Below are 19,552 nucleotides of genomic sequence, written 5' to 3'. Positions count from 1 at the left end.
ATGGCTCGGATTGCCCACTTTGGAATACAAGGGCGAAAATTCTTTCTCAAAATAATTCCAATCTATTTTTTCTGAAAGTAGAACAAGTTCATGCTCGTGGTCAATAAAATCCACCAACATTGGGCGGAATAATTCTGGCTTCTTTTCTGGATTTTTCCCCAACATATTTGCAAAGTTTTAAAGCTCTAAGATACAAATTCTTGCAATAAAAAACAAGCTATTTTAAACCCAAAATACTAATAATCAGTAAATTATAGGTGGTTTAAGGAGGGACTAAGTAAAAGACAATATCAACAACGAAGCTTTCTGCCGTTTATTAAACAACACCTGAACATTACTTAAAGACTCTCGTAAATCTATTTCGGTTATAACTAAAAAATCAAAGTAGGAATCGACATCTTCTCCCGTATCACCTGTATTAATTCCACTGATAAAAAAAGAACGATGCCGGTAACCAAATAAATAAATTGTCAACGGCTGCGAAATATTAGATACCACATAATCCACTGCATCTTTCAATTGCAGATTAGAATCTATATTTCTTATGGGCATCATTGTTAATACATCAGGAATTTGATCATTTTGAAGATTATTATCTGTATCTATTTTTTGAAAAAAGTGGATAGTTTCCTCAAAAACTTTTTCTGCGATATCAACCAGAATCTTCATTTTATCTTCCAATTGTTGTAACGTACTAGTATCAATTGAAAAAAAATCTTCATAGCGTGTACCGCGATACATATTTTCCAAAACCTTCAGCAACGCCATGTCATTTTTATTATTTTCGGTAAAAACTCCAGTATAAAACTCACTAATACGTTTCAAATGACGGTGATGATAACGGATAGAATGTGTGATACGCTCTTTGGCAAGGATTACAATTTCCAAGTATCGGTAGGTGAATTCAAACGCTTGATGTAACATAAATGCTGCTAAGGAATAGTTTGTCTTTTCAATCAAATGATAATAAGTCTCTATAAATTCATTGATCTTAATCTGTTCCCTATCCTTAAAAGAAATCATAAGTTTCTTGCATTGTTCGAAATCAAAATTATCCGGTATTAAAACTAATTTAGACTTCTTCTTTTTATAAATAAGCTTCTTAGCCTGACAAGATGTAAAAAGAAATAAACATCCATTTACTATTTTGTGCATTGCATGATGTGTGAGGAAACACAAAGCCTTATACTTTTGATAATTCAAAAGCGTATTTTCGATTTTCGGAACCAAATCGTTTAGTTTACCAATATCGTTTTCAGAAATCAGTATAACTAGCTCATAAGGAAATTTTAATCTTCCGTAAGTATTAATGTAGATCCGCTCAATACAGTATTCAGCAGTCAAAAGAAGAACAATCTCCTCAATTTCTGGTAAAGTCTCTACGTTTTTCATAATTGATTGATTAAGTACAAAATTCATTAGAAGGTATATCCTACTCAATATTTATAATCTCATTTTTTCTTTACAAATGAACTCATTGAATGTTATGTAAGAAACCATAACGTCTTGTATAAGACAAGATTTCATTGTATTATACCATAATTTGTTATATTACAATAGACAATATTTTGCTATATTACGCCCTTAAATTTCCTTAACTTTGAAGCATGAGCACAATTAATACTAGCAATCCTATAGGAAGAAAAATCACCCGCATCCGTGAGTTACGGGGAATGAAGCAAGAAGCCTTGGCCTTTGAATTAGGAGTAAGCCAACAGACCGTATCTAATATGGAGAAAAGTTCAGTTATCGAGGATGATCTGTTGGCTAAAGTAGCCAACATTTTGGGAGTTACTCCTGAAGCCATTGAGAACTTTAGCGAGGAAGCTGTATTTAATATTATTAACAATACTTTTCAGGACAGCAGTTCTAATAACAATAATTATTTTTGTACTATTAATCCTCTGGATAAAATTATTGAACTTTACGAACGATTACTGGAAGCCGAAAAATCTAAGATTGAATATTTGGAGAATATATTAAAAGATAAGTAAGCATAATCAATGTCCAAATAACTTTAAAAGCTAAGGCTTGGTGTCCACAATTATAATTAAACCATCTGATTATCCCAGCCCATAATCACAACTTCAATATCCAATACGTTATCCAATTCAGCATAGTTTCTTAACAAACTAAAATTATAATTTTAAGGTTCAGTGACAATTTTGTCTTTAATCAATTCGAAAACATGCTTTTTGCATTAGAACCACCCCGCCATCTTTCAGAAGATTATTTCCATTTTAAATATGCTACATCTAGGATAAAAAACAAACATGCAAGCGCTGATATTGTTTAATATTTCCGAACTTTGTCTTGATTTTATTTAGCAATGGATTTAAAGGAAAATTTCTTTCAATATCAGGCGCAGACCACGCCTTACGCCGCTGGTTTTGAAGTGGAAAAAGCAGCAGGAAGTTATATCTATGGGAAAAACGGGAAGGCCTACCTGGATTTTGTTGCCGGCGTTTCTGCCAATACATTGGGGCATTCTCACCCCAAAGTCGTTAACGCTATTAAGGAACAAGCCGACAAATACCTTCATGTAATGGTGTATGGCGAGTATGCCCAGGACAAGCCGGTAGCACTTTGCCGCCTACTGGCAGAAGCGACGCCGGAACCTCTGGAAGTTACTTATCTTGTTAACTCCGGTGCAGAAGCTATTGATGGTGCATTGAAATTAGCCAAACGATATACCGGGCGAGAGGAGATCATCGCCTTCAAGGATGCTTACCACGGGAACACCCACGGTGCTTTGTCCGTAGCAGGTAACGAGACGCATAAAAGGGAATTCCGTCCCCTATTGCCTTTGGTGGATTTTATTGAGTTCAATAACGAGAATGATTTTGACCGGATTACCGAGAAGACGGCCTGCGTTATTGTAGAAACCATTCAGGGAGCCGCAGGATTTATCACCCCGAAAGAGAACTACTTTATCAAACTAAAGAAACGCTGCGAAGAAGTTGGCGCATTGCTGATCCTGGACGAGATCCAACCGGGATTTGGCAGAACGGGCAAACTATTTGCCTTTGAGCATTATGGCATTGTGCCGGATATCCTGGTAATGGGGAAAGGCATGGGTGGCGGTGTTCCGGTGGGTGCTTTTATGAGTTCTCGCGAAATAATGACAAGTCTTTCCCACTCACCAAAGCTTGGTCATATCACGACCTTTGGAGGCAACCCGCTGATTGCGGCCGCCTGCTATGCGACGCTGGAAGAAGTTTTGGAAAGCGGACTGATGACTGAAACGGATGAAAAAGAAAAACTGTTCCGCGAATTGCTTATTCATCCGAAAATCAAGAATGTGAATGGGAAAGGACTGATGCTGGCCGTGAATCTTGGCAACCCGGAATATACACTGAAAGTAGCCTCCCGATGCATGGAAAAAGGCCTGATTGTGTTCTGGCAACTCTACAGAAATGAGTATATGAGGATATCGCCACCACTCACCATCTCTGAAGATGAAATCAGAAAAGGCTGCCAAATTATTCTGGAAGCTTTGGATGAAGTGGAGTAAAGTTGTATATAATTTTTTTTTTAGGTGATAACGTAATTACAGACTAAAAAATTTCATCTGCCCGCTGATGAGGCTAATTTTACAGAATTTTAATTTCAGCATCTGCGTAATCGGAAATATCTGCTAGAATCAGAAATAATTAGAAATCCATTCAAAGAATGATTGTAGACATACAAATATCTTACGATCTCTTAATTAATATTTTACATCTGCCTAAAAACAGCTAATAAAAATCATACTTATTTTCTATAAAAAAATTGAATACCAATAGACATTTTGATTTGGAAATAAGAAATTAATTTATATATTGCGCCACAATTAGAAATAGAGTATGGCGAAAACGAAAGTGCATTATGAATACAATATGCATTGTCTCTCCGAGATTTTGTATGAGTATCTGGCAAGTGCAGAGGGATTATCAGAATGGTTTGCAGATGATGTAGTGGAGCGTGGTGATGACTTTTTTTTCAGCTGGGGCGGTGGTCCTGCTGAGAGGGCTACGCTGATCCGTTATAAGCCGGAGAGTTTTGTGCGCTTCCGCTGGGAAGAGGATGAAGGTACTAAGTATTACTTTGAGCTTTCTATTATCATTGACGAAATTACCGATGACCTTTCGCTGAACATTACCGATTTTTGTGAACCAGGCGATGAGGACGAAAACAGACTCTATTGGGAAAACCTGATAGAAAATCTACAGATAAAATTAGGTGCCGCTTAAAATAAATGGATGAACGATTTTATCGTTCATTATTTTTTTCTATACTATCATGCAATTACAGAAGTTGGTTTATACCGAAGATCATTTACAACTTATCAACCGTGCTTTTCTTTATGGCGATGCCGTTTGGGTTTCGTTTTTTGTAAGAAACGGGCAATTGATTATGGCCGAGGAATCTTACTTTTTCCTGATGGCCTCTATGCGGAAAATGCGGATGAATATCCCACTGAGTTATACCTTAGAATTTTTTCAGGCACTTTTTGAAAGAGAAGTTCTGGAAAAAGGCATCAGGAACGGTATTATCCAGATGATGGCTTACAGAAAACAGGAAGAGAAACCACTTCCCAAGTCTGCAACGGCTTTCTATTTTGAAGTAGAGGAATCTGAGGACATCCTGGGTATCCAAGGCGATATAGAGCTGGATCTGATTAAAGAGATTAATGTGAATGCCAATCTCCTCAGCAACATCCGGGTGCATTCGGCGGAGAATATCTATGCCACCATCTACGCTAAAGAGAATGACCTGGACGATGTGATCTTGCTGAACCCGAATAAGAAAATTGCAAGAAGTATTTTTGGGAATCTTCTATTTCTACAAGATAATGTGATTAAAATCCCAAAACAGACAGAAGGCGCATACATCTCGCCACTGATGGAAAACTTTGTGACCTTTGTCCACAAAAATAAACTGGCGGACATAGAGGAGGCAGAAATCATTGCTTTTGAATCTCAAAAAGCTGAGGAAATCCTTAGAATATCTGATGAAAAGGGCGTACATTCGGTTTCTAAGATCAGGAATAAAACATTTGCCAACAACCGTTTTACCGAGATGGTGACAAAATGGAAAGCGTCTTTTGATGAACATCAAACGAACTAATATCCTCAAATAAATTCTGAAAAATTTTCCCATCTTAGGGTATGTTGTGGCAGGTAAGAATCGTCTAAAAAATCTGGGATTTGGTGGATTTTTTTGACCTCTTCATCTGTAATCATGAGTGTTTTCCAACCCAATGTATTGGGTGCTACAAAATCTTTTTTGGGATTATCAGCCACATAATAATAGTCGTAACCGGGCTTCTCAAAAATTTTGTAGTTTGCCAGATTGGGTTTTTCTGATCCGAATTCTTCTGAAATTATAATTTTATCAAAGAAATGCCTTATGTTGAGTGCATCAATTTTATGATTCTGAGTCAAGGTTCTACCATCTGTCAGAAGCCCCATTTTTATATCTTTTCCTGCCAGATTTTCCAGAATACCAAGAACACCTGCTCTAAGGGACACCGATGGAAAATGAGACCTGTACATCGTTATAAGATCATCTTTCGAAACATTGTATTGCGCTGCGACGTACGCAAAAGTATCCTGCTTCTGGCGGTAAAGCTCCAACATTTTTTGATGCACAGATTCCACATTGTTTTCAGAAACAAAATCAGCAATTTCACGATAGGCAGAAGTCAAAAAATCCTGTTCATAAAACAGGGTGTCATCCAGATCAAAAACGATATAAGGCTTATTCATAATTTCTTACCAATACTTCTGCATCATACCTCAACATCAATAATTGATCTTCCCAATCATCTGTGTAAGTGATTATTTTATTTTCAAAATACTCTTCAATCAACATTTTGGGATAATTGGCACCAGCCTCGTAAGATAAAGGGTAACCGCCACCGAATCTGGGGTTGATCTCTATAGCAACAATATCATTGCTAGCCTTATTAAAGAAAAGCTGAGTGGTAATACATCCTACTGCTCCAGGGATTGTAGCTACTTTTTGATTTAGATAGTCTATGATATTATTTTTATCGGTAACGCCCTTTTGTATCTCACCGCTCCGTACAGCAATCCTCTGCCTTGGAACAGCACAGCAAAGCTGATGATCTTTGTTGTAATAACAGTCCACCGTATATTCTTTATACAAGGCAGGATCTATATATTCCATAAACATAAACTTTGGATTCTCTTTATGATAATCCGTCAATTCAGCTTCAGTTTTAATTAAGTAAATATCTTTACTCAAACTGCCATCGTAGGGTTTTATAAAAAGTGGAAATATCGGATTATATTTATCCACAGGTTGGGGAAATCTGATATTATAAGCGCTGAAAAAATCGTTAAGAAGCCGCTTGTCTCTACAACTATTGACAAATCCTTTATCCGAAACAATAAGATGAATATCCTCTTTTTGGAAAACAGCCTTATTTTCTGCTAAAATTTTAAGTTCTGTATCAATCGTAGGAACAATCATCCCGATATTATTTTCGCGGCAAATGCTCAATAATTCTGAAACATACTGACTATCATTAACTCTGCAAATCTTATAATAAGCATCTGAAATCCTACAAGCGGGTGACAAATCAGGATTAAAATCTACCGAAATAACTATTGAATCCGGAAACTTCTTTTTTAATTCTTTTTGAAAAGCTTTTACCAGCGACACTCTTTGCCCGGCAGAAGTGATCAGAACATTTGTATTCATTATTTAATTACCTTTAAAACTTTCTGTTGTGGCCTGCCCTGCACTGTTGATGCCTTCACTTTTTATCACTTTTTTGATGGTAAGCAGCAATATTTTGATATCCAGCCAAAAGCTGATGTGATCCACATAATAGACATCGAGCACGAACTTCTCCGGCCAGTCCAACGCGTTACGCCCGTTGACCTGTGCCCATCCTGTTATGCCTGGTTTTATGAGATGCCTTTTTTTTTGCTCCTCATTGTACAACGCCAGGTAGCTTACCAATAATGGCCTTGGCCCGATAAAACTCATATCACCTTTTAGTACGTTAATCAGCTGGGGCAGCTCATCCAGAGAGGTTTTCCTTATAAATTTACCCATGGGAGTCAAACGCTGTGCATCAGGAAGAAGGCGGCCATTGCTATCCTTCTGATCTGTCATGGTCTTGAACTTGATGATGCGGAAGACTTTTTCATCTTTACCTGGTCTTTCCTGGAAAAAGAAAACATTCTTTTGATTAAAGAAGTAGAGCAACAGCATAATCAACAAAAATACCGGAGACAAAATTACCAACATTACCAGTGAGCAGCTAAAGTCAAAAACAGGTTTTATAAAATCTCTGTACATGGGGGTAAAATAAATCCGAAATTTAAAAACTTCGGATTGCGTATATTTTAAAGATTAATACTTCTTTTTCGTTTATAAAACGATCAGTGCCACACCTGTCAGCAATAACACGGGAATATAGTCATCTATGGGTGCGGGAGAAGGTTTACCAGGCTTACCAGTATAACCGTTACCGCTGGCTGATTCTTCCTGTTCAGCAGACAAATCACCATAATCCTTGGAAAGCTTGTCGTTACCTACAGACCTTTCCTGCTGTGATTCTGAAGTTTTCTCATTATCAAAGACGTTATCACGAAACTGGGCGGAAGCCACTGTACCGATGCATATATATATATGAATATTAAATATTTTCTCATTGCAAAGTGTTAAAAAATAAAGTCATTTTTCAATTGGTAAAGATATAAATTTTTAATAAATAAGTTGAATAGTTCAATATTAATTATCATTAATCACTCATTTCTCATTCAGCTACCTGATTATTTTTCGTGATCTTACATTACCCGAGTTTTCTGCACGGATAATGTAGACCCCAGCCGGTAAAACTAAAGCATCCAGTAAGAACTCCTTCTGAGCTACAAAAGTCCTCATGATAAGTTTTCCTCCCGCGTCATAAACATCAATATTCCCCAGCTTATGGGATGATTTTACCACATAACTATTTTGCCCGCATGGAAATCTGGATCAGAGGTTATTGTAAATTTATCTTCAGACTCCCTGTACTGTAAAAAGCAATTGGCAGCTGTTGCCGGCGAGAAGCTTTTAATTTTTTGACCTGTGACAGGCGAGCTCCAATACACAGAATCCAGACGTGTGAAAATATCATCCATCTCTGCAATATATCTTTGAGATTGGATTTGCGCATTGGTACTATCCGCATCGTCATCCTGTAAAAGCTGGGCATTATTTTCTAAAATCAAGCTGCCACCTGTTGTAGCGATCCCTTTGCGCGCATAAAGGACATTTGCCGCTACTGCATCATCAGTTTTCGGGATAAGTAATGTGCCTGCCGTAACATTGGTCATATTATTGGCTAGCAGATAACCGCAGCAGCTGTTTTGTACCGCTGCTGAGATGCTTGAGCTACTTATTATTTGATCACCATCATCTGGCTATAGAGGTTTTCCAGATGCAAAATCTTGGAAAAGGGACTTTTGACGTTTTCCAATTCTTCTTTATGGTGGATATAAGTATAGCGAGAGGCGATATTATGCATATTAGAAACCAGTACCAGCCAGCACTCTTCCGTTTTGCAATTATAATTATAAAGCGGGTATTTAGAATTTTTCTTTTCAATCACCTGCAGGATTTTTTCAGAATGCAGCTCGTCAAACAAAGAAAATTGATATTCCAAAAACAAAAGAACGCCCTTTTGATGAGGCGTTCTTCTGATATGTTTTACAAATTTTGTTCTTTTCTGGTTGGTAATGGCAGACAATATTTCTTTAATCATCAATTCCGGCTGGGTATAAAACTCTTCCTGGAAATAGTCTATATCAAGATAATAGATGCCACACAAACTTTTATAATCAGACAACTGCTGCTCTACCCTGCGAAAAATACCATTGATATAACTCTCTTTGCGCTTCAGCTCAAAGTGATTGATAATCTCAGAAACCTCCAGCCCAATCCGCCTGCCTTTATAACTGATAATAAAATCAGGGCTTTCACCAGTCAGGTTTTCAATTTCTATTTCGGGGTAATGTTTAAAAAGAGTCGCCAGAAGCAGTAACTCTGTTTTTTTCTGATATTCCTCACGCTCATGCAGTTTTGCTTCGCTTATAGAGTCATACCATCTCATCAGGTTATCTGATCTTCCGTTTTTAGAAGCCATACACAGTGCCAGGTTTTTTTGGAGATCTTCGCAAACAATCATAACATTAGGTTTGAGGATTAGCGCTTTCTAAAGTTAGTAATTAATTGATTATAAAATAATTATATTAATTAAATTTAATGTAAGTATTCAGAGATCATAAGATATTTCATATTACCACATATTCTTTATTAATAAGAAACAGTAATAAAATCATTTAACCACAAAGTCACAAAAGTCTTTTTGTTGTAAGTATCGCTGTAAGAAGTACACAAAATTTTCGAGTTCAACTTTTTTCATCTTTAATTAATTATTTAAAATAAACTTCTTTCTTTTGTGACTTTTTTGGTAAAAAATAAAATTAAAGAAAAGAGGTCATAAGATATTCTCATATTACCACATATACTTTGTTAAAAGGATTTTGTTTCTAAATTCTCGCAGATTTTCCCGATGGCGCAGATGCTGAAATTAAAATCTATAAAATCTGCCTCATTAGCTAGTTCATTATACTTCTCAATATCTAATTACATGATGGCCTCTACTAAAAAGAATCAGTAATAAAATCATTCAACCACAAAGTCACAAAAGTTTTTTGTTGTATGTATTGCTGCGAGAAGTACACAAAATTCTTGAGCTCAACCTTTTTCATCTTTAATTAATTATTTAAAATAAACTTCTTTCTTTTGTGACTTTTTTGGTAAAAAATAAAATTAAAGAATAGAGGTCATAAGATATTTTCATATTACCACATATTCTTTTGCCTATGACGCCGATACCGAAATTAAAATCTGTAAAATCCACCTCATTAGTGAGTACATTATATTTCTTAATGCATAATTAAATTATGACCTCTATAACTAATAGATTGTCAAAAAAATATCATCTGACATCAATTTATTATATTTGCAACTTAATAATTTAGACCTTATTAACAAAAAACTATGGATTTTAAAAACTACACGATGCCTTACAGCATCAATCCTGAATATTCTAAAAGAACAGCTTATTTCTCTATGGAGTTTGCCATAGATCAGGCCCTTAAAATATACAGCGGCGGTTTAGGCTTTTTGGCAGGATCACACATGAGAAGCGCTTACAATCTAAAACAGGATTTTGTAGGCATTGGGATCTTGTGGAAGTATGGTTATTATGACCAGAGCAGAAACGCAGATCAGACCCTCAACCCGATATGGACCAAAAAAATGTACAGCTTTTTGGAAGATACCGGCATCAAATTTCAGATTGAGATTCACAACGCGCCGGTTTGGGTCAAAGTATGGTACCTGAACCCGGAGACCTTCAAGACCTGCCCTATGTTTTTCCTAAGCACCGATGTTCCGGAAAATGACCATATTTCCAAAACCATCTGTCACAAGCTCTACGATGCCAACGAATCTACAAAGCTGGCGCAGTACATCTTACTAGGGAAAGGTGGTGCCAAGCTGCTGGATGAGATGAATTTTGAACGCGACATCTATCATTTGAATGAAGCGCACGGCTTACCTGCAGCCTTTTATCTATTAAGAAAATATGGCGGTGATCTTTCCAAAGTCAGAGAGAAACTCGTCTTCACCACACATACGCCAGAAGAGGCTGGCAACGAAAAGCACAACCTATACCTTTGTCACGACATGTCCTATTTTTGCGGGCTAAGCATAGACGAAGTAAAAAAAATAGAAGGTGTGAATGATGACCGTTTCAACCATTCGCTTTGTGCGCTGAGAATGGCAAGAATCGCCAATGGCGTGTCACAACTGCACGGTGTTGTATCCCGGGAGATGTGGAATAAATATCCCGGTATCTGTGAAATCAAATCGATTACCAATGCCCAGGAATTCAAATATTGGGCAGACAAACCGCTTTATGACGCCAAAGACGAGAGTGACGACACCTTATTTGATTACCGCAAAAAGCACCTCAAGAAAAGAACCTTCAAAATTGTTGCAGACCAAACCGGAAAACTGTTTGACCCGAATGTTTTAACCATTGTATGGGCAAGACGTTTTGCAGGTTACAAAAGAGCAGACCTTCTTCTGGCAGACAAAGAGCGTTTCCGCAAAATGCTGGAGAACAGCAAGCATCCGGTACAGATCATCTGGGCAGGAAAACCCTATCCGATGGATTATGGCGCAATCTCTACCTTCAACAATCTGGTTGAGGAGAGTAAAAATCATAAAAACATGGCAGTGCTTACCGGCTACGAACTGGCACTCAGCAAAGCTCTGAAACAGGGATCAGATATCTGGCTCAATAACCCAAGAGTCCCAAGAGAAGCATCCGGCACCAGCGGTATGACTGCGGCCATGAACGGTTCTGTCAATCTTTCTACCGATGATGGCTGGATTCCTGAATTTGCAAAAAATGGCATTAATTCTTTTGTTGTGCCACAGGCAGATTACAAGAACTGGCCACAGATAGAACAGGACCAGTTTGACCTTAATAATCTCTACGACGTTCTGGAAAACCAAATTATTCCAAGCTATTATGATAACCCCAACCAATGGAGAACAATCGTACAGACAGCAATGGATGATGTGAAAATCCAGTTCGGAAGCGACAGAATGGCGGATGAATATTACAAATTATTGTATTAAATTGCTTTTGCCAAACAAATTTTAACTTTTAAAAACCAAACCCCTGCAGAGTTCTGACTTCTGAAGGGGTTTTTTATCAAACTAAATTCAAAACCCTGATTCAAAAGAAATCAGGGTTTTTTGTTGACATATTTCGAAAATTCAACAATTATAATATAGATAATGAGCTTTAATGAAACTGCGCCGTTTCCGTAGAATCTTTCATAGCGACTGTTGCCGAAGTACCATTGGTAACAATGGTCTGTATCTGATCAAAGTAACCGGTTCCTACAAATGACTGATGCTTCACCGCACGGAAGCCCTTGGCCTGTAACGCAAACTCACGCTCCTGCAATTCTGAGTAGCCGGCCATTCCGCGTTCTTTGTAAGCCAGTGCCAACTCAAACATAGCTGTATTAAGCGCATGGAAACCTGCCAATGTAATAAACTGAAATTTATAGCCCATTTTTGCCAGTTCTTCCCGGAAGTTTTCCATCTCTTCTACCGATAATTTAGCAGCCCAGTTAAACGATGGCGAGCAGTTATAAGCCAGCATTTTACCAGGAAACTGAGCATGGATACCTTCTGCAAATTGCCTTGCATACTCAAGATCCGGGTTAGAAGTCTCCATCCAGATCAGATCTGCGTAAGGTGCATAAGACAAGCCCCTGTCAATCCCCTGCTCTACGCCGTTTTTCACAACATAAAAACCTTCGGCTGTTCTTTCGCCAGTTACAAATTTCTTATCACGGTCATCCACGTCGGAGGTTAGCAAATCTGCCGCATCAGCATCCGTTCTTGCTACGATCAGAGACGGCACACCGCACACATCTGCTGCCAGCCTTGCAGCAATCAGTTTATTGATCGCTTCCTGCGTTGGAACCAGGACTTTGCCACCTAAGTGCCCACATTTTTTTGCAGAAGATAATTGATCTTCGAAATGCACTCCGGCCGCTCCGGCTTCAATCATTTGCTTCATCAATTCAAAAGCATTCAGGTTACCTCCGAAACCAGCTTCTGCATCAGCAACAATCGGTACCAGATATTCTTTTTCCCCACCTCCGTTGACTGATTGGATCTGGTCTGCTCTCAACAAAGCATTATTGATTTTTTTAACCACAGACGGCACCGAATTAGCCGGGTATAGCGACTGATCAGGATACATTTCTCCGGAAAGATTAGCATCTGCCGCCACCTGCCAGCCGGAAAGGTAAATAGCCTCTAATCCCGCATCCACTTCCTGCACAGCCTGATTGCCTGTTAAAGCACCAAGGCCTGCTACCCAATCCTGGTTATTTAGTTTATGCCAAAGTTTTTTGGACATCTCTGTCGCAATAGTATAGTCTAATCTGTAAGAGCCTCTCAGCTTCAGCACATCTTCTGCTGTGTAAGGCCTTGTAACGCCGATCCATCTTGGATTTGTCAGCCAGTCTTTTTCAAGATTCTGGATTTGTTCTTGTTTTGTTTGCATAATATTTTGTGATTTGGTTTTGATTTTATTTTAAGATTTCATTACTGAGTCTAAAGTCGTTCATCCTTATTCTTTATTCTTGTTTCTTTAAATAAATGGATACGCTTTCAAAGTGAGGAATTCTTCAAACTTTTCGCAAAAAATCAATTCATTGAAGAGTTCTTTTGCCAGATTGAACTTACCTTTATTATAACGCTCCTCTCCAACATATTTTTTGATTTTGATTAATTCATCTTTTTCCCACTGCAATACCAGCTCCCGTGTCAATATGACTTCATCTTCCAATTCCACTTCATGTTTCAGCCATTGCCAGATCTGGGTCCTGGAGATCTCTGCTGTCGCTGCATCTTCCATCAGGTTATAAAGCGCAGCGGCTCCAACGCCCATTAACCACGATTCGATGTAGAGGATTCCGACGTTGATGTTTTTGCGAACGCCGCTTTCTGTAATTGTCCCGGCAGGAACCTCCAGCAATTCTGATTCTTTTATGTTGTAATCAAATTTTTTATCGATTTGATTTTTCTCTGGCATGTAATGATCAAAAATATCTTTAGCTATCTGAACCAGCGCCGGATGCGCCACCCATGTTCCGTCATGACCGTTTCTGACTTCCCGTTCTTTATCATTACGGACTTTGTCAAAAGCAGCCTCATTAGCCTCATTGTCATTTTTCACCGGTATCTGAGCAGCCATACCACCTATTGCATGTACATTTCTCTTGTGGCAAACCTCAATTACCCTTTTGGAATAGGCACTCATAAAAGGCGAAGTCATGGTCACCTGATCCCTATCCGGGACTAAAAACTGAGCCTGATTCCTAAATTTTTTGATGTAAGAAAAAATATAATCCCAACGGCCGCAATTAAGCCCGGCACTATGATTTTTGAGTTCAAAAAGAATCTCATCCAGCTGGAACGATGCGGTGATGGTTTCAATCAGCACCGTAGCTTTGATCGTCCCCTGCGGAATATCAAGATAATCCTGAGCAAAGACAAATACATCATTCCACCATCTGGCTTCTTTATAATGTTCTAATTTCGGAAGATAAAAGTACGGGCCGCTGCCTTTTTCGATAAGCGTTTTAGCGTTCCTGAAAAAATAAATCCCAAAATCTATTAATGAACCGGAGGCTTTTTCACCCTCTATCTCAATATTTTTTTCCGGCAGATGCAAACCTCTTGGGCGTACAATCAGAGTTGCTGTTTTCTCATTCAGCTTGTAAGATTTGCCCTGTTCATTGGTAAAATCAATTGTCCTATTGATAGCATCGGTCAGGTTAATTTGCCCATCGATACAGTTTTTCCAGGTTGGTGAATTGCTGTCCTCAAAATCCGCCATAAAAGTATTGGCACCGGAATTAAGCGCATTAATAATCATTTTCCTGTCAACCGGGCCGGTAATCTCTACGCGCCTATCCAACAGGTCAACCGGGATTTTTGAGCAAACCCAATCCCCATTCCTGATATGGATCGACTCATGAGGAAAGGCAGGAAGCTCACCGGCATCAAATCTTAACTGCGTTTTTTTTCTCTCTTCTAAAAGGGCAATCCTGCTGTGGTTAAAATTTTTATGAAGTTTTGCTAAAAACGTCATCAATTCGTCCGTAAAAACGTCCTGAAATTGAGTTTCCGGGATAATATTAAGCTGGCTCATCGTTTCCATATTAAAATATTTTGTGATTTGGTTTGACAAATATAAAAAAAATATTTTCACAATTAGCGAACGTTCGCTAATTTTTTGTAAAAATTATTATGCGAATAATCGCTTTAATAATTATCTTTGATAGATGATTGCAGAAAGTGACTATATCCGCGTGGTTTTTGGCCTTAAATTAAAACAGCAAAGACAGAAAAAAAATTGGTCTTTACAAGACCTTGCCACTAAAACCGGTTTGTCAAAATCTTATCTTAATGAGATCGAAAACGGGAAAAAGTATCCCAAACATGATAAGATCATCCAACTTTCGGAGGCGTTGCAATGTACTTTTGATGATCTGGTATCAACCAAACTGGACAAAAGCCTGACACCAATCAACGATGTTCTGCAATCTGATTTTTTTAAAGAAATCCCTCTGGATCTTTTCGGCATCAATAAAAACAATCTTATCAGCATTATCAGCGATGCACCCAAAAAGGTCACCGCTTTTATTAATGCCCTGATCGAAGTTTCCCAGAATTACAACCTTGGGAAAGAGCGTTTCTATTTTGCCGTGATGCGGTCTTTCCAGGAGCTTTATGACAATTATTTCCCGGAAATTGAAGAGAAAGCCATACGTTTTGCAGGCGATAATCAACTGGAACTGAACAAAAACCTAAAGACAGAGACACTTGAAAAATTATTAAATGAAAAATTCGGTTATGATATTCAGCCGATGGATTTTTCTAAGGATCCTGTCCTCAACAAACTGAGATCGCTTTTTGTACCAGAAAAAAAATTACTCCTGCTGAATGACAGGCTGGATGAGAATCAGAAGACTTTCATTTATGCTAAAGAAATTGGTTTTAATTTCCTTAACCTTCATCCAAGACCCAATACTTATTCCTGGCTGGACTTTGGTAGTTTTGAGGAGATTCTCAATAATTTTTACGCGTCATATTTCGCAGGCTGCCTGCTGATTTCTAAGCAGGAATTGATTGATAAAACATCAGATTTCTTTTATCAGAAAAACTGGGAGTCTGAAGATTTTGAAAAACTAATCAGCCACTTTACAGATTCTCCGGAAACGTTCTATTACAGATTAACCAATATGCTGTCAGCAGAATTAGGGATTAAGGATTTGTTTTATCTGTGTTTTGTAAAAAAGGATAATTCTGACAAGATCCAAATCCTGAAAGAGCTGCACCTCAACCATCAGCAAGCCCCACATTCTAACGCGACCAACGAACATTACTGCAGACGTTGGGTGGCTGTAAAAAACCTGCATCATCTTAAGGAAAACGAAACATTAACTGCTGCCCAAATCTCTCATTACAAAGATCAGGGCGTGAGCTATCTGGTGATTTCCACTTCTCAGAAAAACCCTTTCTCCGACGGCAGCAACAGAAGTTATTGCCTGGGAATCCTGCTGAATAACCAGACGATTAAGAAAATTAATTTTGCAAGATCATCATCGCTTAAAACAATAGAAGTAGGCGTCACCTGCGAGAGTTGCAGCATCCAGAATTGCGAAGTGCGCCAAGCTCCGCCCTTGAGGCTTGAGAAAGAACAGTTTAACCTTGATATGAAAAAATCGATAGAAAGAATCAGAAAATCACTAACTTAGATTAATGATTATTGACTTCCTCTTTCCTAACCGCTGCCTGGATTGCAATCAGCTGATTGACAAAGAAGAAGTAGTGTGTGAGCTTTGCATGGACAAAATCCGGTTTTCTGATCATCATTTTTTTGAAAGCAACGCACTGAAAGAGAAGGCTACATTGCAATTCCCGGTTGAAAACGCATTTTCATTGATGATGTACGAAAAAGAAAGCCTTGCACAAAAAATCATCCATCAGCTGAAATATAACCATCGCGAGAGAGTTGGGAAAATACTGGCTCATTGGGTCAGCGAGAGAATCATTTTTCACGATAAACCCGACCTATTTGTAACGGTACCTCTCCACCATAAAAAACTAAAACAGCGTGGATATAACCAATTGCACCTTTTTGCAAATGCGCTTTCCGAATATTACCAGATCCCAGTCAGCCACACCTTACTCAGGAGATCCAACCACTCCCGCGCTCAGGCCAAGAAAAACCAAACCGAACGGCTGAAAACAAAAAATGCTTATCAACTGACAGAAACGATCCGTGATAAGCATATTGTACTGATTGATGATGTTTATACTACCGGCAATACCCTATCTAATATTGCGTGGGAAATCCTCAATAATTCCACTAATGTTAAAATCAGCATCCTGGTCATGGCGATGGATGTTTGATGAATTGTTAAATCGCAAATTGACGATAATGATTTTCAAATCACTGGTTTTAAAATTCAATGGTTTTACAATTATCGCTGCAGTTTTTCACCATACGACAAATCGCCCGCATCTCCCAAACCTGGCGTGATATAACCTTTTGAAGTGAGATGCTCATCCAATGCACCCACCCAGATTTGAGCTTCGGGATAAGCCTTATGAATCGTTTCCACACCTTGCCTGCTCGCAATAGCCGCAACGATATGTATGGCTGTTGGCTTACCGTTGGTTAACAAGTCTTTTATCGCCTCTATCAAAGACGCACCTGTTGCGAGCATGGGATCGGCGACAATTAAAGGGCGGCCATCTAATTTTGGACAGGTAAGATAATCCTGCTTTATCGAAAAATAATCATTGGCATCATGCTTTCTGTAAGCTGCTACAAAACCGCAATCCGCTTTATCAAAATAATTAAGAACACCCTGAAACAAAGGTACTCCCGCTCTCAAAATCGTTGTGATAACCGGTTGTGTTGCGATCTCCTTCACAGCAATGGTGTCAAGCGGTGTGGTAATTTCAATATTCTTATAGTCAAGCGTTTTACTGATTTCGAAGGCAGAAATCTCACCGATCCGCTCCATATTACGGCGGAACTTCATCCGGTCATCCTGAATGTCGATATTCCTTAAATCATTGATCCAGGAGTTCACGAGAGAGAAATTATCTGAAAGTATAGTTAGCATTATAATAAGTTAATTTGAAAATGATATAATAGTTCTGTGATTCAAAAATATAATTAAAATCTTAGAGCATTTTAAAATTTTAATAAAAAATTGTTTTCAGGACCAATTTTTATTGTTAACAATTTGATTATAAAAAACCCTTTGAGAGCCTCAGCTCTGAAAGGGTTAAATTTTATTTTTGCCTGAAATAAACTTCAATAGGAACGCCGGTAAAACCAAACTGTTTCCTCAACTGGTTTTCTGTAAAACGCTTGTAAGGTTCCTTTACATATTGTGGCAGGTTGCAGAAGAACACAAACTGTGGGGAAGGTGTTGGCAACTGCACGCAGTATTTGATTTTGATGTATTTACCTTTAATAGCCGGTGGTGGTGTCTGCTCAAAAATCGGCAGCATCACTTCGTTCAGTTTAGAAGTTTTAATTTTTTTCTTACGGTCTTCATAAACTTCCATTGCCACCTCAACAGCCTTCAGGATTCTTTGCTTTGTTAAAGCGGAAACAAAAAGAATCGGCACATCATTAAACTGACCGATTTTATTCTTGATGGCCGCTTCAAAATCACGCATTGTGTTGGTCTCTTTCTCTACAAGATCCCATTTGTTCACAAGGATAACGATACCTTTCCGGTTTTTCTGAGCGAGGCCAAAAATATTCATATCCTGAGATTCCCAACCTAAAGTGGCATCTACCATCAGGATAACCACGTCAGAATATTCGATAGAACGGATAGAACGCATAACCGAATAGAACTCAAGATCTTCCGACACTTTTGACTTACGGCGCATACCGGCAGTATCTACCAACACAAACTCGTGCCCGAACTTGTTATACAATGTCTGGATACTGTCACGCGTTGTCCCGGCAATGTCGGTTACAATATTACGCTCAACATCCAGCAGTGCATTGGTCATCGTAGACTTACCTACGTTAGGACGGCCTGCAATGGTAATTTTTGGCAATCCTTCGAAAGGATCTTTGTATTCTGTGGTAGGAAAGTCGGCAACTACCTGATCCAGCAGTTCACCTGTCCCCGATCCTGTAGCTGAAGACAGTGTATAATATTTCTCTACACCTAACTGGTAAAACTCTGTAGCAGGCAATTCCTCTTTTGAAGAATCGACTTTGTTAACGACCAGATAAAGTGGTTTATTAGATTTTCTCAGTAGTTCGTAGATCTCCTGATCTGTATCGGTAAGCCCTTCTTCCACATTCACCATAAAGACAATAGAAGTGGCCTCATCCACAGCCAGCTGTACCTGTTTGCGAATCTCCTGCTCAAAGATATCATCTGTGCCCACGTCATAACCACCGGTATCAATCACGGTAAAGTCTACGCCATTCCAATCTGATTTGCCATAATGGCGGTCCCGCGTAACGCCAGCCGTAGAATCTACAATAGCCTCTCTTCTTTCTAATAACCGGTTAAATAATGTGGATTTTCCAACGTTGGGGCGCCCAACGATAGCAACAATGTTTGACATAAATTTGTTTAATAATAAGATTATTAATGGGTTACTCCTACTTTAGGAGCCCAAAATTTTGGCAAATATAGTGATTTTAGACGACAGTTGAGAGTCGTGGAATTGTCAGCTATAATTGAAAGAAAACCCTAAAGCTAAAATTAGTTTTAATCGAAGCCTTCCTCTAACTATTGGTTTGAATGGTTTTGAATATCTCCTCTATTACACCAACGAAAGTAGCTGTAAAAAAGACACTTAAGGAAAATCGATGACCAGATAC

The 19,552-nt window shown here is 38.5% G+C and carries 19 protein-coding genes; 7 read left to right on the top strand and 12 right to left on the bottom strand.

Annotation, left to right across the window (positions count from 1 at the left end; genetic code table 11):
• Positions 1-273 precede the first annotated feature (273 nt).
• Positions 274-1,392 carry a HEPN domain-containing protein gene (locus B0B05_RS05185; RefSeq protein ID WP_076782415.1) on the bottom strand — a complete coding sequence of 373 codons (1,119 nt, stop codon included), beginning with the start codon at positions 1,390-1,392 and terminating at the stop codon, positions 274-276.
• A 215-nt stretch (positions 1,393-1,607) separates the two neighbouring features.
• Between B0B05_RS05185 and B0B05_RS05180 the strand changes: the two genes are divergently transcribed.
• From B0B05_RS05180 to B0B05_RS05165, 4 genes are all read left to right on the top strand, one after another.
• Complete coding sequence (locus tag B0B05_RS05180; protein WP_076782414.1) at positions 1,608-1,994, top strand: helix-turn-helix domain-containing protein; 387 nt, start codon at positions 1,608-1,610, stop codon at positions 1,992-1,994.
• 335 nt (positions 1,995-2,329) lie between these two features.
• Positions 2,330-3,514, top strand: a complete 1,185-nt coding sequence (locus B0B05_RS05175) for an aspartate aminotransferase family protein (RefSeq protein WP_076782413.1) — start codon at positions 2,330-2,332, stop codon at positions 3,512-3,514.
• A gap of 331 nt (positions 3,515-3,845) precedes the next feature.
• Positions 3,846-4,232 carry an START-like domain-containing protein gene (locus B0B05_RS05170; protein WP_076782412.1) on the top strand — a complete coding sequence of 129 codons (387 nt, stop codon included), beginning with the start codon at positions 3,846-3,848 and terminating at the stop codon, positions 4,230-4,232.
• Between the two features lie 49 nt (positions 4,233-4,281).
• A complete protein-coding gene (locus tag B0B05_RS05165; protein WP_076782411.1) occupies positions 4,282-5,109 on the top strand; it encodes an aminotransferase class IV in 828 nt (275 codons plus the stop codon).
• Positions 5,110-5,114: 5 nt separating this feature from the next.
• Here B0B05_RS05165 and B0B05_RS05160 read toward each other — a convergent pair whose 3' ends face one another.
• From B0B05_RS05160 to B0B05_RS05130, 7 genes are all read right to left on the bottom strand, one after another.
• Positions 5,115-5,750, bottom strand: coding sequence for an HAD family hydrolase (locus B0B05_RS05160; RefSeq protein WP_076782410.1), 636 nt, complete (start codon positions 5,748-5,750; stop codon positions 5,115-5,117).
• Positions 5,743-6,711 carry an ATP-grasp domain-containing protein gene (locus B0B05_RS05155; protein WP_076782409.1) on the bottom strand — a complete coding sequence of 323 codons (969 nt, stop codon included), beginning with the start codon at positions 6,709-6,711 and terminating at the stop codon, positions 5,743-5,745. The genes B0B05_RS05160 and B0B05_RS05155 overlap by 8 nt, the downstream gene beginning before the upstream one ends.
• A gap of 3 nt (positions 6,712-6,714) precedes the next feature.
• Entirely contained in the window at positions 6,715-7,317 is a 603-nt protein-coding gene (locus B0B05_RS05150; RefSeq protein WP_076782408.1) for a sugar transferase, read from the bottom strand.
• Between the two features lie 72 nt (positions 7,318-7,389).
• The gene (locus B0B05_RS05145) at positions 7,390-7,629 is read right to left on the bottom strand and encodes a hypothetical protein (RefSeq protein WP_076782407.1); all 240 of its coding nucleotides are present in this window, start codon (positions 7,627-7,629) and stop codon (positions 7,390-7,392) included.
• A 156-nt stretch (positions 7,630-7,785) separates the two neighbouring features.
• Positions 7,786-7,968 (bottom strand): T9SS type A sorting domain-containing protein, encoded by a 183-nt coding sequence (locus B0B05_RS05140; protein ID WP_076782406.1) that lies wholly within the window; start codon positions 7,966-7,968, stop codon positions 7,786-7,788.
• Positions 7,962-8,339 (bottom strand): hypothetical protein, encoded by a 378-nt coding sequence (locus B0B05_RS05135; RefSeq protein WP_076782405.1) that lies wholly within the window; start codon positions 8,337-8,339, stop codon positions 7,962-7,964. Before B0B05_RS05135 ends, B0B05_RS05140 begins: the two co-directional genes overlap by 7 nt.
• Before the next feature lie 65 nt (positions 8,340-8,404).
• Positions 8,405-9,190 carry a hypothetical protein gene (locus B0B05_RS05130; protein WP_076782404.1) on the bottom strand — a complete coding sequence of 262 codons (786 nt, stop codon included), beginning with the start codon at positions 9,188-9,190 and terminating at the stop codon, positions 8,405-8,407.
• An 878-nt stretch (positions 9,191-10,068) separates the two neighbouring features.
• Here B0B05_RS05130 and glgP point away from each other — a divergent pair.
• Entirely contained in the window at positions 10,069-11,721 is a 1,653-nt protein-coding gene (gene glgP, locus B0B05_RS05125; protein ID WP_076782403.1) for an alpha-glucan family phosphorylase, read from the top strand.
• Between the two features lie 169 nt (positions 11,722-11,890).
• Here the strand turns inward: glgP and aceA are convergent, their stop codons facing one another.
• Entirely contained in the window at positions 11,891-13,171 is a 1,281-nt protein-coding gene (aceA, locus tag B0B05_RS05120; RefSeq protein WP_076782402.1) for an isocitrate lyase, read from the bottom strand.
• 87 nt (positions 13,172-13,258) lie between these two features.
• The gene (aceB, locus tag B0B05_RS05115) at positions 13,259-14,833 is read right to left on the bottom strand and encodes a malate synthase A (protein ID WP_076782401.1); all 1,575 of its coding nucleotides are present in this window, start codon (positions 14,831-14,833) and stop codon (positions 13,259-13,261) included.
• A 124-nt stretch (positions 14,834-14,957) separates the two neighbouring features.
• Between aceB and B0B05_RS05110 the strand changes: the two genes are divergently transcribed.
• Positions 14,958-16,433, top strand: a complete 1,476-nt coding sequence (locus B0B05_RS05110; RefSeq protein ID WP_076782400.1) for a helix-turn-helix domain-containing protein — start codon at positions 14,958-14,960, stop codon at positions 16,431-16,433.
• A gap of 4 nt (positions 16,434-16,437) precedes the next feature.
• Complete coding sequence (locus tag B0B05_RS05105; protein ID WP_076782399.1) at positions 16,438-17,091, top strand: ComF family protein; 654 nt, start codon at positions 16,438-16,440, stop codon at positions 17,089-17,091.
• Between the two features lie 71 nt (positions 17,092-17,162).
• On the opposite strand, the gene upp is transcribed toward B0B05_RS05105, so the two are convergent.
• Both upp and der read right to left on the bottom strand, forming a co-directional pair.
• Positions 17,163-17,813: a uracil phosphoribosyltransferase gene (upp, locus tag B0B05_RS05100; protein WP_076782398.1), complete on the bottom strand. Its 651-nt coding sequence runs from the start codon at positions 17,811-17,813 to the stop codon at positions 17,163-17,165.
• Positions 17,814-17,985: 172 nt separating this feature from the next.
• Positions 17,986-19,293, bottom strand: a complete 1,308-nt coding sequence (gene der, locus B0B05_RS05095) for a ribosome biogenesis GTPase Der (RefSeq protein WP_076782397.1) — start codon at positions 19,291-19,293, stop codon at positions 17,986-17,988.
• Positions 19,294-19,552: the final 259 nt, after the last annotated feature.

It is taken from the genome of Epilithonimonas bovis DSM 19482 (genome assembly GCF_900108115.1).
Classification (GTDB): domain Bacteria; phylum Bacteroidota; class Bacteroidia; order Flavobacteriales; family Weeksellaceae; genus Epilithonimonas; species Epilithonimonas bovis.
The sequence above is the reverse complement of the archived record's forward strand: the minus strand, read 5'-3'. Positions and strand labels throughout refer to the sequence as shown.

What these genes read in the sequence shown, in the direction of transcription:
- upp (WP_076782398.1), bottom strand. Translation starts at nt 17,813, where the DNA reads ATGCTAACTATACTTTCAGATAATTTCTCTCTCGTGAACTCCTGGATC.
- aceA (WP_076782402.1), bottom strand. Translation starts at nt 13,171, where the DNA reads ATGCAAACAAAACAAGAACAAATCCAGAATCTTGAAAAAGACTGGCTG.
- B0B05_RS05170 (WP_076782412.1), top strand. Translation starts at nt 3,846, where the DNA reads ATGGCGAAAACGAAAGTGCATTATGAATACAATATGCATTGTCTCTCC.
- glgP (WP_076782403.1), top strand. Translation starts at nt 10,069, where the DNA reads ATGGATTTTAAAAACTACACGATGCCTTACAGCATCAATCCTGAATAT.
- B0B05_RS05185 (WP_076782415.1), bottom strand. Translation starts at nt 1,392, where the DNA reads ATGAAAAACGTAGAGACTTTACCAGAAATTGAGGAGATTGTTCTTCTT.
- aceB (WP_076782401.1), bottom strand. Translation starts at nt 14,833, where the DNA reads ATGGAAACGATGAGCCAGCTTAATATTATCCCGGAAACTCAATTTCAG.
- B0B05_RS05150 (WP_076782408.1), bottom strand. Translation starts at nt 7,317, where the DNA reads ATGTACAGAGATTTTATAAAACCTGTTTTTGACTTTAGCTGCTCACTG.
- B0B05_RS05130 (WP_076782404.1), bottom strand. Translation starts at nt 9,190, where the DNA reads ATGATTGTTTGCGAAGATCTCCAAAAAAACCTGGCACTGTGTATGGCT.
- B0B05_RS05180 (WP_076782414.1), top strand. Translation starts at nt 1,608, where the DNA reads ATGAGCACAATTAATACTAGCAATCCTATAGGAAGAAAAATCACCCGC.
- B0B05_RS05165 (WP_076782411.1), top strand. Translation starts at nt 4,282, where the DNA reads ATGCAATTACAGAAGTTGGTTTATACCGAAGATCATTTACAACTTATC.
- B0B05_RS05135 (WP_076782405.1), bottom strand. Translation starts at nt 8,339, where the DNA reads ATGACCAATGTTACGGCAGGCACATTACTTATCCCGAAAACTGATGAT.
- B0B05_RS05155 (WP_076782409.1), bottom strand. Translation starts at nt 6,711, where the DNA reads ATGAATACAAATGTTCTGATCACTTCTGCCGGGCAAAGAGTGTCGCTG.
- der (WP_076782397.1), bottom strand. Translation starts at nt 19,293, where the DNA reads ATGTCAAACATTGTTGCTATCGTTGGGCGCCCCAACGTTGGAAAATCC.
- B0B05_RS05175 (WP_076782413.1), top strand. Translation starts at nt 2,330, where the DNA reads ATGGATTTAAAGGAAAATTTCTTTCAATATCAGGCGCAGACCACGCCT.
- B0B05_RS05105 (WP_076782399.1), top strand. Translation starts at nt 16,438, where the DNA reads ATGATTATTGACTTCCTCTTTCCTAACCGCTGCCTGGATTGCAATCAG.
- B0B05_RS05110 (WP_076782400.1), top strand. Translation starts at nt 14,958, where the DNA reads ATGATTGCAGAAAGTGACTATATCCGCGTGGTTTTTGGCCTTAAATTA.
- B0B05_RS05160 (WP_076782410.1), bottom strand. Translation starts at nt 5,750, where the DNA reads ATGAATAAGCCTTATATCGTTTTTGATCTGGATGACACCCTGTTTTAT.